At 61.0% G+C, this 14596-nt stretch carries 11 protein-coding genes and 1 tRNA gene; 6 read left to right on the forward strand and 6 right to left on the reverse strand.

All coding sequences use genetic code 11. The features are described from left to right. The first annotated feature begins 66 nt into the window (after positions 1 to 66). A complete protein-coding gene (locus J3T95_RS00475) occupies positions 67 to 423 on the forward strand; it encodes a hypothetical protein (protein ID WP_267450023.1) in 357 nt (118 codons plus the stop codon). 99 nt (positions 424 to 522) lie between these two features. Here the strand turns inward: J3T95_RS00475 and J3T95_RS00480 are convergent. Next, a tRNA-Arg gene (locus J3T95_RS00480) sits at positions 523 to 599 on the reverse strand. A gap of 45 nt (positions 600 to 644) precedes the next feature. Then, positions 645 to 2522, reverse strand: coding sequence for a 1-deoxy-D-xylulose-5-phosphate synthase (locus J3T95_RS00485; RefSeq protein ID WP_267450024.1), 1878 nt, complete (start codon positions 2520 to 2522; stop codon positions 645 to 647). A 177-nt stretch (positions 2523 to 2699) separates the two neighbouring features. Between J3T95_RS00485 and purE the strand changes: the two genes are divergently transcribed. The 3 genes from purE (at position 2700) to J3T95_RS00500 (ending at position 4869) form a co-directional block, all read left to right on the forward strand. Beyond that, on the forward strand, positions 2700 to 3206 hold the full coding sequence (gene purE, locus J3T95_RS00490) for a 5-(carboxyamino)imidazole ribonucleotide mutase (protein ID WP_267450025.1): 507 nt from the start codon (positions 2700 to 2702) through the stop codon (positions 3204 to 3206). Next, positions 3190 to 4356 (forward strand): 5-(carboxyamino)imidazole ribonucleotide synthase, encoded by a 1167-nt coding sequence (purK, locus tag J3T95_RS00495; protein WP_267450026.1) that lies wholly within the window; start codon positions 3190 to 3192, stop codon positions 4354 to 4356. Before purE ends, purK begins: the two co-directional genes overlap by 17 nt. 69 nt (positions 4357 to 4425) lie before the next feature. Beyond that, on the forward strand, positions 4426 to 4869 hold the full coding sequence (locus tag J3T95_RS00500) for a Fur family transcriptional regulator (protein WP_267450027.1): 444 nt from the start codon (positions 4426 to 4428) through the stop codon (positions 4867 to 4869). On the opposite strand, the gene J3T95_RS00505 is transcribed toward J3T95_RS00500, so the two are convergent. Continuing rightward, on the reverse strand, positions 4841 to 7444 hold the full coding sequence (locus J3T95_RS00505) for a bifunctional lysylphosphatidylglycerol flippase/synthetase MprF (protein ID WP_267450028.1): 2604 nt from the start codon (positions 7442 to 7444) through the stop codon (positions 4841 to 4843). The genes J3T95_RS00500 and J3T95_RS00505 overlap by 29 nt on opposite strands. Before the next feature lie 54 nt (positions 7445 to 7498). After that, a complete protein-coding gene (locus tag J3T95_RS00510; protein WP_267450029.1) occupies positions 7499 to 8863 on the reverse strand; it encodes an alpha/beta hydrolase in 1365 nt (454 codons plus the stop codon). 189 nt (positions 8864 to 9052) lie between these two features. Here J3T95_RS00510 and J3T95_RS00515 point away from each other — a divergent pair, with 189 nt between their 5' ends. Together J3T95_RS00515 and J3T95_RS00520 are read left to right on the forward strand one after the other, a co-directional pair. Then, on the forward strand, positions 9053 to 9973 hold the full coding sequence (locus J3T95_RS00515; RefSeq protein WP_267450030.1) for a metal ABC transporter solute-binding protein, Zn/Mn family: 921 nt from the start codon (positions 9053 to 9055) through the stop codon (positions 9971 to 9973). A gap of 125 nt (positions 9974 to 10098) precedes the next feature. Then, complete coding sequence (locus J3T95_RS00520; RefSeq protein WP_267450031.1) at positions 10099 to 12255, forward strand: LTA synthase family protein; 2157 nt, start codon at positions 10099 to 10101, stop codon at positions 12253 to 12255. Here the strand turns inward: J3T95_RS00520 and purD are convergent. Next, positions 12252 to 13523 (reverse strand): phosphoribosylamine--glycine ligase, encoded by a 1272-nt coding sequence (purD, locus tag J3T95_RS00525; RefSeq protein ID WP_267450032.1) that lies wholly within the window; start codon positions 13521 to 13523, stop codon positions 12252 to 12254. The genes J3T95_RS00520 and purD overlap by 4 nt on opposite strands. Before the next feature lie 15 nt (positions 13524 to 13538). Next, positions 13539 to 14591 carry a phosphoribosylformylglycinamidine cyclo-ligase gene (gene purM / locus J3T95_RS00530; protein ID WP_267450033.1) on the reverse strand — a complete coding sequence of 351 codons (1053 nt, stop codon included), beginning with the start codon at positions 14589 to 14591 and terminating at the stop codon, positions 13539 to 13541. Positions 14592 to 14596: the final 5 nt, after the last annotated feature.

Genomic DNA, 14596 nt, shown 5'->3' on the forward strand with positions numbered 1-14596 from the left:
ACTGAGCGCCGTGTCCGCATGAGCGGTTCTTGGGGGTTGGGCTCGGACGTGGTGCGGGTGTGATTGGTGTGCGCATGGCTCCGGCAGGCGTGGGACACGGTGGCGGGGGGATCCATCCTGGAGGCGCGCAGGCCTCTGTCATCCGAGGGCATGTGCAGTCCCGATGATGTCTCCCAGATGTCCGACAACCACCCCGGCTATGTGCCGGCCCCGGAGGATCGCCGAATGCGCTTGACCATCCTCCTGCACCAGCGGCTTGACCAGATCATCGACCAGGAGAGGCAGCCAGGCATCAGCCCGCAGGAGAGGAAGCGGCTCGCAGGTCTCCACCAGCAGATCAGGACCGACATGGCCGCTATCCGTTATGGAGCCACAGAGAAGACAGTAAGGGACCTGGAGCGCAGATATAAGACTCGCCGCTGATTCTTGTTTTGCCAATTATGGGTCACACATGAGGGTTTTCTGCTGCTGAATCAAGTTAATAGAATAGCCTTACTCCTCAATAAGGAGTAAGGCTATTGCTGGTGACCCCGGAGAGATTCGAACTCTCGACCTACAGATTAGAAGTCAGTTGCTCTATCCAGCTGAGCTACGGGGCCAAGCCCTTTCAATTGTACCCGCCTGGATCCACCGGCGGGTCAGATCTATGAAGCCTGGTCGACAAGGGCATTCGATATGGCTTGAGCCATTGCAGGAACGGTCATGCCATACCTTTCCAACAGGGTGGCCTTGGGAACCCGGTCGTTGAATTCCTTAGCCGCTCCGAAGGCCAGGGTACGAACCTGACTAGGCCCGTAGTAGGCAGCGACAGCTTGGCCCCAGCCGCCGTCCAACTGACCGTCCTCGATGGTGACCACCAGGGAGTGGGTGTCGGCCAGGGCATCTAGGGTCTGCTCATCCAAGCGGTCATAGCGATGTGGGTCCACCAGTGTGGGCTGCAGCCCTAGGGATTCTTCCAAAGAATCAGCCAGGTCACGCCCCAGGGGCAGGGCGTCGCCGAGAGCCAGCAGGGCCACTGTCCTGCCTTGCCGCAGGATACGATAACGATCCCATGGCCGGTCTCCGGTCATGGGATCGAAGGTTGCCGCCGCTATTGGCTTGCCTGCCCGTTCCGTTGCCAGCGTGCGCTCGCCGGGCACCCTGATGACCGCCGGCTGTCGAGCCGGGCCAGTGGCCCAGGCCAGCATGTTCAGGAACTCGGCCCCGCTGGTTGGAGCCAGACAGGTCAGTCCTGGGATGCCTCGCATCATGACCATGTCGGTCACGCCTGAATGCGTGGCATCGGTTCTGGCTACACCGGTGGAGAAAACCAGCAGTGTCACCGCGCTGCCATTCAAGGCCATCTCCTGTTCGATCTGGTCGTAGGCCCTCTGGAAGAAAGTGGCCGAGGTGGCGACGACAGGCGTACCTCCGGCCTTGGCGATGCCGGCGGCATAGGCCACCGCGTGTGATTCGGCGATGCCCACGTCCCGGTAATGGTTACCGGCACGCTGGCGGAAGTCGGGATCGATGCCGTTGGACAGCGGCGTTGCGGGTGAGATGACCACCAGGCCCGGCTCCTTCGGGAACCTGGCCTCCAAAGCCTGCATGGCCATTCTTCCATAGGTTTTTCGTGAGTTGGGCAGACGGCCCAGGGAGTCCAAGCCATCCTGCCAATGGTTGGCCTCGACCGGTCCCTCGGCAGGCAAATCAGGCAGGGGAGTCATGTGGGCTTTTTCGCCAATGCTCTCATTCATGGAAGCCAGGCCGATCTGCCCTTGGCTGCCCTGCCCCAGCCCAAGGCCTTTGCGGGTGTGGATATGGACCACCACCGGATGATCGGCATCCTTGACCTGGCGGAACACCTCGATCAGATCCTTGATCCGGTTGCCTTCCTTAAGGTAGCGGTAGTCCAGCCCCAGGGCTCGGAAGGGATTGTCCGAGCTTCGCCCCCCGCTGGCACGCAGGGCCGCCAGGCTCTTGTAGAGTCCCCCATGGTTTTCGGCGATGGACATCTCATTGTCATTGACCACTATAATCAGGTTGCCGCCCTGCTCAGCCGCCCAGTCCAGCCCTTCGAAGGCTGGCCCGCTGCTCAGGGAGCCGTCGCCGATGAAAGCGATGATGTTGGCCCTGCCGCCGGTCGCATCCCGCTGGGCGGCCATCCCGCAGGCCAGGCCTATAGAGGTGCCGGTGTGCCCCAGCATGAAGTCGTCGTAGGGGCTCTCTTTGGGCGAGGTGAATCCGGACAAATCCTTCTGATGCTCGGGGTTCGTGTAGGCCTGCCGCCGACCGGTCAGAATCTTGTGGGTGTAGGCCTGGTGAGAGACGTCAAAGATCAGATGATCATGAGGCATATTGAAGACATAGTGCAGGGCGATGATGGGCTCGATGGTGGCCAGGTTGGAACCCAGGTGGCCGCCATGGCGCCGACAGTAGCGGATCAGCAGCTGACGGATTTCATCGGCAAGACGATTCAGCTCTTCCAGGGAGAGGACCTTCAGATCCTTTGGGGAGTCGATGCTGTCCAGAAGCTTGCCCATAGCCCTCCTGTCTGTTTCGGTAATAATCAGATGATTCTAGGTCTAAGTCGGCTGCCCGAAGCCTCTGAGAACTCGATGTTCACCAGGCCCGGCCTTTACATCCATAGGACCGTCACGATTGGCCGGCTTCTCCCCGGCCTTGCGTAGTATCGAATATGCATGAACATTGGAGGGCCGATGGCTGACAATACACATGAAGGGGCATGCGTGGCGGTGATCATGGGATCATCAAGCGACTGGGAGACGATGAAGGAAGCCTGTCAGGTGCTTGACCGGTTCGCTATCGTCTATACCAAGGAGGTTATCTCCGCCCATCGCACACCTGGGCGCATGGCGGAGTTCGCGCATCAGGCCCGGAGTCAGGGCTTAAGGGTCATCATCGCCGGGGCCGGAGGAGCAGCCCATCTGCCTGGGATGGTGGCGGCCCAGACCACACTGCCGGTCATCGGGGTGCCAGTAAAGTCCCATGCACTGAGCGGGGTTGATTCACTCCTGTCCATCGTGCAGATGCCTGCCGGAATTCCTGTAGCAACCACGGCCATAGGGGCATCCGGGGCTACCAATGCCGGCCTGCTGGCGGCTTCGATCCTCTCCATCAACGATTCCGAACTGGCTCAGGCCCTGGACGACTACCGTGCCGAGCTGGCCCGATCCGTGGAGGCATCCAATGCCAAGCTTGTCTGAGGAGACCAGGGGGAAAATCGATCATTTGGAGCCGGGGTCCGTCATCGGAATCGTGGGCGGCGGCCAGCTGGGACGGATGATGGCCCTGAGCGCCCGCTACCATGGATTCCGCATCGGTGTGCTGGATCCCACGCCCGATGCTCCAGCGGCCCAAGTAGCCGATTTTCAGGAGACGGCCGACTATGGCGACCTTGATGCCCTCAAGCGGCTTGCCGAACGCAGCGATGTACTCACCTACGAATTCGAGAATGTGGATGCTGACGCACTGGATCAGGTGAGGGACCATGTGGCCATTCCCCAGGGGACCGATCTGCTCAGGGTCACCCAGGACCGCGTCCACGAGAAGACCTTCATCAACCGCCATGGTATCGATACAGCCCCTTGGAGGCAGATTGACAGTCTTGACCAGCTGGACGCGGCCTTGAAAGAACTGGGAATACCCGCTGTGCTCAAGACTCGCACTGGTGGGTATGACGGCCATGGCCAGGCAGTTCTGCAGACAAAGGAGGATTTGCAGGCCCTGAAAGCGCGGATGAAGGGCCGAGATTTTCCGCCTTCCGTGCTGGAGGGGTTCGTGGACTTCGCCTTCGAGGCCTCCATACTGGTCTCAGGCAACGGAAAGGATTACGTGACCTTCCCCATGGTGCGTAACGAGCACCGTCACAACATCCTGCACATGACTCTGGCGCCGGCCCAGGTCGAGCCTGAGGTGGCCAATCGGGCGCGTGACATGGCCTTGACTCTCGCCGACGGCTTCGAGCTATCGGGGACTTTGGCCCTTGAACTCTTCGTGATGCCTGACGGCGGTCTGGTGGTCAACGAGTTGGCCCCACGGCCCCATAACTCCGGTCATTACACCATTGAGGCATGCTCCATGGACCAGTTCGATGCCCACGTCCGGGGCATCGCCGGATGGCCCCTGCCCAATCCTCGCCTGCTCAGCCCGGCTGTCATGGTCAACGTTCTGGGTCAGCATGTGGCTCCAGTAAGGGGGCTGCTGGGTGAGCACCCCGAATGGTTCCTGCATGATTACGGCAAGGCCGAAGTGCGCACTGACCGCAAGATGGGGCACCTGACGGTGCTGACCGACGATCCGGAGCAGACAGCCCACCACCTGGAGGCCACAGGCTGCTGGTCCGACCTGGAATGAACCGAATCCTCACATCTGTCCCGGCAATCCGGATGTAGGCTTGGTGGAGCCCAAGGAGTGTGTCTCATCATGAACGCTGGCTCATCCGTCGGTCGCCGGACGCGGCAGAAGAACGCCATCTGGAAGGTTCTTCAGGCCCAGAACGACTTCGTCTCAGCCAAGGAGCTGCACAGGCTTCTGCGCGATTCGGGCCAGCGAATCGGCTTGGCCACGGTCTATCGTCAGCTGGGTTTCCTGCATATGTCCGGCAGCCTGGACTGCATTGAGCATGGAGGCATCCGCCTCTACCGAGTCTGCTTGGCCCAGCGGAAGCACCATCACCATTTGGTCTGTGAACGCTGCGGCAGGACCATCGAAATCAGCCCGCCCGACGATGGCTGGCTGAAGGCCATGGCGGCTGAATACGGCTTTACAGTCTCCTCGCACACCCTGGAGGTCTACGGGCTGTGCAGCAGCTGTCGGGGCCGTTCCGGTCAGACAGACGTCAGTGATTCTCCCGGCCCTTGGGCATGATGGACTTGATGGCATCCCAGGCCTGCGAAGCCTTGAGATTGGGCAGATAGGCCTGAACTACAGCCAGACCGATCTGAGCGAGCTGAGCCGGATCGGGATAGCAGATATAGACCGGGTGCTCGCTGGGCTGGAACTTCTTCTTGAAGAAGAAGAGCGAGCGGAAGCCATAGGCTGGTTCCATCAGGTCGGCCACCAGATGAAGAGCGTGCTGCAGGAAGGCGGTCCGATCTTCGCCCTGATCATCGTCTTCGGTGCTGTCCATGCCGGCCAGGGGAGCGGCCGATAGGCTCATGAATTCCGCTGTGCCTTGGTCGCGCAGACGTTCAGCCATTCGCGCTATCAGGAACTCCATGATTCCATTGGGGCTATCGGTCCGGTGCCGCATGAAGTCCAGGGTCCAGCCGATCACCTGGCCCTGGCGGTAGGTGGGCATCCAGCTGGTCACGGCCAACACCTTGCCCTGGCCGTCCACGGCGTAGAGGACGGCCATGCGCGGGTCCCTCAGCTCATCCAGGCCACCTAGGGTGAACTTCATCTCAGGCAGCGCCTTGAGCTCAGCCCACTGTTCGGAGATGTCCACGATCTGCGACTGAACATCCCAGGAGGCATCGTTGAATGTGGTCAGCACATCAGTGATCTTGTCGCGCCTGGCCTTGTTGATGGCTGTGCGAATATCCTGCCACTTCCTGCCCTTGGTCTGCCAAAGGCTGGGCGTGACCACCATCTCCGAGCCGACTGTCAGGGTGGACCAGCCGCGGGAGACAAGCAGATCGCGCTGTGGCTTGTGAACGCTGTAGAAGACCGGTGACCAGGAGTGGGTGTTGCAGAAGCGTGTGAATTCGTCCAGATCATCCGCATACTCGTCAGGGTCTCCGAATGGGCCAGTGGTGGTCAGGGCTATGCCGTGCAAAAGCCGGTAGGCGATGCCAGAGCGGCCGCTAGGGGAGAACCAGTAGCTGTTGCCCTCCCAGGTGGTCATGAAGGACATGCTTTCGCCGCCGTACTCGACCAGCCTGTCAGCCTCCTGGCGTTCGCTGCCGTTCTGGATGACCGAGCTGCGCATCCAGGAGAGCAGAACCACCAGGACCACCAGCCAGAAGATCAGTCCTATCCCGTGGCTGACTATTCTGCCTGTGGGGGTGCGCGGCACCAGGGTCGGAAGGAAGCGTGAAGCTACTCCATTGGGCAGGTAGAGCTCAGGCAGCTGGGAGAGTGCTCTGCCCGTGGTGGGCCAGGGGCTGAAGGAGCCGGGACTGATGGCGGTGAAAGCCATATAACCCATGGCGGTGGCCAGGAAGGCCAGAACGATGGCCGCCCAGCCCAGTTGCAGACGGGAAGTCTTGGTCCGCACCAGGAAGATGTCCAGGTTGCGCACCAGGAACCAGCTGAAAATAAGCGGTGGCAGGGTGATGATCAGCAGTGAGGGCAGGGCGCCGTGACGGATGGCCTGGGGCAGGCCTTCGCTGATTGTCAGTGGGAAAACCAGGAAATAGAGCAGGGCCAGGACGATGGTCAGGGCATTCAAGACCAGACCGGTGACCGCTGCGACTCGGCGGCCGTGATAGATTCCCCAGGCCACTACCAGCAGGACCAGGGTGGGCATGATCAGGGACGAGACGCCACTGGGGCCATGGCCGGCCACCAGACCGTACTGGGCATAGCAGCTGGCCTGGTTGTTTTCAGCAAGGCAACGGGACAGTGTGGCGCTTCCACCTCTGTTTGAGCCCAGGAACGTGCCTAAGGGGGTGAAGAAGCCTGCGCGGATTCGAGAGGAGACTGTGACCAGGGGGCCAAGTGCCAGGACTGTGGAGACGGCTCCCAGCAAGTGGCGGGTCTCGTAGGAGCCGCTGTGGCCATGCGGATTGGCATCCTTGACCGGTCCGTGCCAGAGGTGTCCGGTCAAATGCCCGATCAGGGCTGCCGCCAGGGCGCAGTAGTAGCCAGGGTTGCCGGTGTAGAGCACGACCAGGATCAGGGCGGTGTAACCGATGGTGGCAATCCTGCGGCGCCAGAGAAAGTCGCTGAAGGGTATGGAGGCCATCAGGGCACCGACCACCAGGATGATGGGGCTGAGCGACATGGGCACACGGATGAACCAGGTCCAATGATCCTGGAGAGCATTGATCAGCGTGCAGATAATCAACCCGATCGTCGTGCCGCCTATGGCGCTGATGACTGCGGCCAACACGGTGCGTCTGCGTCCCAGCCGGGTCTCGGCGATGCACAGCATGACCAGGACCAAGGCCACATCTATCACGAGTTCCAGGGGACCAGGAGTGATGACAAGGGATACCAACAGGCGTGCGAACTGGACCAGGAGAGGGAATTGGCCATGTCCATGGAAGGGCCGGTGCGCTTCTTGGATGATCAGATCGGACAGAGGCATGCCTAGACGGTTTCTGCCAGGGATGTGCAGCAGCCAGATCAGCAGCCAGCTGATCAGATTGAGCAGGATCAGTCCGAAGCTGAAGGCCAGTGCAAGGGCGTGGCGTCTGGCCCATCGTGCCAAGTCTGTCAGCAAGACGCTCTTGGCTGAAGGTTCCATCAGTCTGGATCCCTTATTCGTTGTCTGCATGATTGCGGCGGCTCTTTCTGCTGATGATCTTTATTGATCTGCTGTATCGGCGCTTCAGCTGATGTTCATCTCAACAATATCCGGAAAGTCCTGGACTGGTTGGGACATTGGTCCAAGACCCATGGATTCGCCCAGCCATTCCAGTCCGGGCTTCCAGGCGGTCTTGACCGTGTGCCAGTCATGGCCCGACCCTTGGGTTACGACGGCCTCCACACTCATGCCTGCCTGGTCGGCGGCCTTGGCGATGACCATCATATTGTGTTGGGACTCCTTGTCGTTGGAACCAGCGGCAGTGAATAGCCGCTGGTTCGATGGCGCCCGCTCCATGATGGCTTTGGCAGGAACCTGTGCCAGGAAGCGTTTTCGGTCGCCGCCGAAGTAGTCGTGGATCATCTGGTCCTGTCGACCCTGGGTCGGCTCCAGCTCCCCGTCGGCTGGGAGCATGTTCCCGTAGATGTTGGGATGCCGGGCTCCCAGCTGAGTGGAACAGGTTCCGCCCTGGGAAAATCCTCCGATGGCCCAGAATTGGGGTTTGCTGTCGACCGGCAGGTTGGCCCGGATCCAGGCGGGCACGTCACGGCTCAAATAGGTTTCAGCCTTTCCATAGACAGGTGAATCTACGCACAGGCTGTTGTGGAAGGAGGAACCGTTCTGGTCCGGAGAGACCACTACTGGAGCCAGTCCATCATGTTTGGCGGCGTAAACATCCATCATGGCAGGGATGGATCCGGCGGTGAAGAGCCGGTCGGGGCTGCCAGGCTGGCCGGCCAGTAGGACGAAGACAGGCAGGGCCGGAGGCTTTTTGCTCAACGCAGCGGGCGGCAGGTAAATATCGGCCGGTCGGGCCAGGAAGCGGGAGCTGTCATTGGGAATGTGCACGCTGTAGGAGCGGCCGGTGCGGGGATAGGCCGGCAGATCGCCCCGGGAGGCCCGGGCGCGCCACTGGGCCACACTCATGGCCGGTCTAGCTGCCTGGTGGCTCCCATAGTCAGGATAAAGGGTGACGCTGAACAGGGATCCCAGTGTGGTGAACTCCCCATAGATGATATCCACCCGCAACCCGGTGGACAGCAGACAGAGCAGGACGCTCAGGGCTGCCAAAAGCCGTCGCCATCCATGTGCAGTAATGAGGATGCATACGGCGAACCCCACAGCCAGGAAGCCCAAGGCTACGGTGATGATGACCATCCAGCCCAGGGAAACTCCGAAGAGCATGAAGACGTCGGAGACCAGCCATGTGGCCAGCAATCCCAGGGCTCCTATGCCAACTGCTATGGCGATCTGTTTCAACAGGGTCCGCCAGCGTCCATGGGTCAGTCCGGTCAACACCAGCAGAACCAGGGCCAGGGCCGTCAGGGTGAACAGCGTCACGGGCAACCATCCTTGGGTCAGATGGATCTTTGCCAGCCATGTACCCATGCAATTCCTTCCAGATAAAACGTATCCGCAGTTCAGTATAGGGATTGTCCAGGCGGGTGGCTGCCATTTGTATAGGCGACCTTTCTGGCCATTGGTTGTTCTATGGTAGATTTATTGATAATCAATCTCAGTAACGGTTCTAGGGTCGTTAAGAGGCCGCAGACCGTCGCCAGGAAGGAACCCTCATCCATGCATGCCAGCAGCCCACGCCTTCGCCGGACCCGCACCCTGGTCGTCGCCCTCCTGGCCGGACTGACCCTGCTGACCAGTCTTACAGGCTGCGGAAGAAGCGAACCGACCCCATCCGCTTCTGGATCCGGCCCTCTGCAGGTGGTGGCCAGCATCAATCAGTGGCAGTCCCTGGCCGAGGACCTGGGCGGCGACCAGGCCCGGGTGGACACCATTCTGAGCAACACCTCTACTGATGCCCATGACTATGAGCCGACAACGGCCGACATCGCCCGAATCAGCCGTGCCGATCTGGTCATAGTCAACGGGGCCGGCATCGATGACTGGGCGGCCAAGGCCGCTGAAACCGGACGGGCCAAGTTGGTCGACGTATCCAAGGCATCGGGGCGCAAGACTGGCGACAACCCCCACCTCTGGTTCTCCTCCCAGGGCAGGAGAGCAGCCGCCAAGGCCGTGCATGAGGCATACCGGCAGTTACGCCCAGGCCGCGAAGCCAATTTTGACAAGGCCTACCAGGACTGGCAGGGTCGGCAGACCCGGCTGGACGATCTGATTGCGGATGCGCGCAAGCAGACCCAAGGTCGTCACTATGCGGCCACGGAATCGGCTGCCTACTATCTCTGTCATGATCTGGGCATGGAGGATCTGACACCCGAGGGGTACCTGCGGGCGGCCGCCAACGAGAGCGAGCCCTCGCCCGAGGACTTGGTGGCCTTCCGCCATCTGCTGACATCCGGGCAGTTGGACATGCTGGTGCTCAACGTTCAGGAAGTCAATCGAACCTCCAAGGAGCTGGCCGCTGAGGCCCGGAAGGCGCATGTGCCGGTCTTCGAGGTCAGTGAGCAGCGCCCCGAGAAGTACGGGAACCTGGAGGACTGGATCAGCGCCCTGGTCCAGCAGGTGCCGGGCGCCAAGGCCTGATGGCCTGCTCGCTCTTCATGTTCGCTAAGGGGTGTTTTCACGGGCCTTGTCGTCCTTGATGGGAACAATGGCACAGGTATCGGTAAAGGCCCACAGGGCCCAGTCGCCAAAGTCAGGAGCAAGCGGTGAAGGATCGTAAGCGTCAGCCCGGCCGGTGGACATTCTGGATGCAGAACATGACCGGACGTCTTCAGGTGCGTGGGTGGGTCTACCTCCTAGCCTTCATCCTGATTGACTTCCTGTCAGTGGGCATCCTGCAGTGGGGGGTCTCCCTGAACAGCTCTCGCGTAGAGCTGTCCAACCCGCTGATCGGCTTCTGGGGCTTCATCTCGGCCATGTGGACCCAGCGTCGGTTCGTCCTGTTGCTCAATATGCTGGCTGTAGGCCTGGTCTACCTGGCTCTGGCTTATTTGACCAATCGCTTCTGGGTGGCATCAGGGTTGATCCTGGCCATCTGCGCGGTCATTGCAACCATCGAGCGTTTCAAGGTGCGCGCCCGCTACGAGGCCGTCCTGCCCTCTGATCTGGATTTCCTTCATGCCGATGCGGCCAACCTAGTCTCCTTCCTGCCGGCCCGGTCCCTGATCATGATCGGGCTGGGGGTCGTTGCCTTGATTGTTCTCGGATTGATCTGCTGGGTGGCGACACGGATGGATGCCCGTCGTGGCCGCCCGATAGCCACAGGCAACAAGCCTCTAGGCGCTGGACTGCGTACGGCAGGTGTCCTGGTCCCCGTCCTAGTGGTGGCGCTCTTCATGTCCACTGTGGGCACTTACGGCAGCCTCGCCTACCGCTTCTCGCAGTTCATGGGCGACAAGCCCTCCATGTGGGACTCGGTCTATGATGCCCAGCGCAACGGAGTCTTCGTGTCCTTTTCCCGGCAGCTGCGACCCAAGGTCATGGACCAGCCAGCTGGCTACAGCCGTGCCACCATGCAGTCTCTGGCACACCGTTACCAGCTTTCGGCGGACCGCATCAACCGTGACCGCAAATCCTATATGAATGAGTCGAGCCTGGTCTACATTCTCTCCGAGTCATTCTCGGATCCCACGCGGGTGCCGGGCGTTGCGCTCAACCAGGATCCCATGCCCCATATCAGATCCATCAAGGAGGGTACCACCAGCGGGCTCATGCTCTCCTCCGGCTACGGCGGGGGTACGGCCAATCTGGAGTTCCAGGCCATGACCGGTCTGTCCATGGCCAACTTTGATCCCTCGCTGACCTCCCCCTACCAGCAGGTCATCCCTCATCTGAATTGGATACCCACGGTCAATCAGGCCTGGGGGTCGCCATCCAAGTCCCTGGCCTTCCACCCCTATGAGTCCTCTATGTACTCCAGGGCCGAGAACTACAAGAAGTTCGGCTTCTCGCACTTTTACTCGCTGACAGGCCCGGATCAGATAGCCCACCAGGACCGCATCGACCGCAGCCAGTATGTGAGTGATCGCTCCGCTTACGACTCCGCCCTGGAGCAGATGGGCGACGAGAAGGGCAACCAGTTCGTCGAGGTCATCACCATGCAGAACCATATGCCCTACAACGACTGGTATGACGACAACAGCTTCTCGGTCAGCTCCTCCGACCCCAACATGCCTCTTGGCGACGATGAGATGCAATCCATTCGCACCTATGCCAAGGGGGTCAGTCTGACCGATCAGGCCACTGCTGATTACCTGAACAGTCTGGATTCCCAGAGCAAGCCGGTAACCGTGGTCTTCTACGGGGACCACCTGCCCGGCATCTATGGCACGGCCAGCTGGGACGAGCGCAACTCCCTGGCCCTGCATCTGACCGACTACTTCATCTGGTCCAACAAGGCCTCGGACTCCTCGGGATCGCAGGTCAGCAACAGCGCCTATTCTTCGCCCAACTTCTTCCAGGCCCAGGCGGCCGAGCACATGGGTGCCAAGGTCTCGCCCTTCACGGCCTTCCTGACCGAGCTCCACGAAAAGATCAGCGCCATTGAGCCTCCGGTGGCCAACCAGATCCAGGACTGGAACAGGATCCCTGCGGGGCAGACCAACTATCTGGATGCCCAGGGCCAGCCCATGAACGCCCGTGACTTCGACCGGGCCACCCGGCAGCTCCTGAATGACTACAAACTGATCCAGTACGACATCATGGCAGGCAAACGCTACCTGCAGGGAACCGGCTTCAACGCCACTCCCACCCGCCGTTCGGATGCCGCCCGGCAGAAGGCTGAAATGGATCGTCAGGCCAAGCAGGCCAAGGAGCAAAGCCAGGATAAGGACAGCGAGAACTCTACCAGCTCGGCCAATTAGGCTTCCAGGCCGCGGTGGCCGATGTCGTGCCGATAGAAGAGGCCTGGCATCGACAAGCCGTCCAGACGTTCATAGACCCGACGGGTTGCCTGGGCCAAGTCGTCGCCTTGGGCTACGACCAGGGCGGCCCTTCCCGAGGAGGATGTCAGACCGGTTGAAGCCGAGCCAGACACTCCGGCGTAGTAGGCTCTGAGGTTCTGCTCCGGAGCGATCAAGGGCACGGGCACCCCGGTCTTGGGATTGCCGGGATAGCCCTGTGCTGCCAGGACCACCCCTAAGCGGTTGTGGGAGTCATCCCAGGTGAATTGCGGCTCCCCGCCCTCCAGCAGTGTGCGGATGGCTGTGCCCAGGTCGCTGGTCAAGGCAGGCAGCACTACTTCGGTTTCCGGGTCCCCCAGTCGCGCATTGAATTCGATGACTTCAGGGCCCTTGTCAGTGACCATCAATCCCGTGTACAGAACACCGGTGAATGGACTGCCTTCCTGCGCCAGTGCACGGACGGTGGGCGCGACGATGGTATCCAGGGCCTTTTGGGTCAGTTCCGGGCCGAACTGCGGAAGAGGGGAGTAGGCCCCCATGCCGCCGGTGTTGGGACCCCGATCCCCGTCATATGCGGGCTTGTGGTCCTGAGACAGTGGCATGGGCCAGAACTGATCACCCCGGACGAAACACATGAGCGAGCACTCCTGACCCACCAGCTGATTCTCGATGACCACCTGGGCTCCGGCCTGTCCGAACTTATGATCGATGAAGATGGCATCCAGGGCCTGCATGGCCTGGTCAAGATCGGCCGCCACCGTCACCCCCTTGCCGGATGCCAGCCCGTCAGCCTTGATGACCACTGGTGCGCCGTGCGAGCGCACATAGGTCCTGGCCGACTCAAGGTCATGGAAGACTGCATAATCAGCGGTCGGGATTCCATGCCTGCGCATCAGGTCCTTGGCAAAGCCCTTGGATCCTTCGATTCGGGCCGCAGCCTTGCCGGGTCCAAAGGCGGGGATGCCGGCAGCCTGCAGTTCGTCAACCAATCCAGCCGTCAGAGGAGCCTCGGGTCCAATGAAGACCCAGTCGATTCCCAGCTCGTGTATAGCAGCGACCAGTTTTTCAGGTTGCGAGGAATCCTCTTGCAACAGGCTGATGCCGTCCGGCTCCATGCCCGGATTGCCCGGGGCGCACCAGACCCGATCCACTCCTGCCCCGGACAACAGAGTGGTGGCGATAACGTGTTCCCTGGCTCCTGACCCGATGACCAGTACCTTGTCCGCCATGATGGGCTCCTCTCGCTATTGCTGACGGCCGTTTTCGTTAAGGATGACCTGCTGGCCGTCTTGAGCGCCCGTCACCTGTCCGATCAGGGTGTAGGGCTCCTGCTCCTCGTCCAAGATTGTGCGTGCCTGGTCCAGCTGATCAGGGGAAACGACCAGAACCATCCCAATGCCCATGTTGAAGATGTTGTACATCTCCAAATGGTCGACCCTGCCCATTTCTTCAATCATCGTGAAGATGGGCGGCACCTTCCAGGCCTCAAGGTTGAAGCTGGCGGCCAGACCCTCTGGCAGAATCCGGGGCACCTTCTCCACGAAGCCGCCTCCGGTGATGTGTGCCGCGCCTCTGAGCAGGCCGGAGGCGAAGAGCGGGCGTAGGGCCTTGACATAGATGCGGGTGGGCGTCAGCAGTTCTTCTCCCAGGGACCTTCCGCCAAGCTGATAGGGACGATCCTCCAGCTTCATGCCCCCCTGGTCCAGTAAGACCTGACGAATCAGGGAGAATCCGTTGGAGTGGACGCCCGAGGAGGGCAGGCCGATCAGCTGGTCGCCCTCTTTGATGGTCGAACCGTCAACCAGGGACTCCCGTTCGACCACACCCACGGTGAATCCGGCCAGGTCGTACTCGTCAGGCTGGTACATGTCGGGCATCTCAGCGGTCTCCCCGCCTACCAGGGCGGCCCCGGCTTGGACGCAGCCGTCGGCCACGCCCTTGACCACCTGCTCCAGCAGAGCCGGGTCATTGTGTCCGCAGGCGATGTAATCCAGAAAGATCAGAGGCTCGGCCCCCTGGGCGATGATGTCATTGACGCACATGGCCACGCAGTCCTGGCCGATGGTGTCATGGCGGCCGGCTTCCCGGGCCACTATCAGCTTGGTGCCTACGCCGTCAGTGCCTGAGACCAGGACCGGGTGGCGGTAATTGAGCGCAGACAGGTCGAAGTCGCCGCCGAAGCCGCCAATGTCACCGGCGCCCGGCCTATGGGTCCTGGCCGTGTACGAGCGGATTCTGTCAATCAGCTGGTATCCGGCCTCAACCGATACTCCAGCCTGCTCATATGCCTTCGGCATGCATG

The organism is Bifidobacterium sp. B4079 (genome assembly GCF_026537385.1).
Classification (GTDB): Bacteria; Actinomycetota; Actinomycetes; order Actinomycetales; family Bifidobacteriaceae; genus Bombiscardovia; species Bombiscardovia asteroides_I.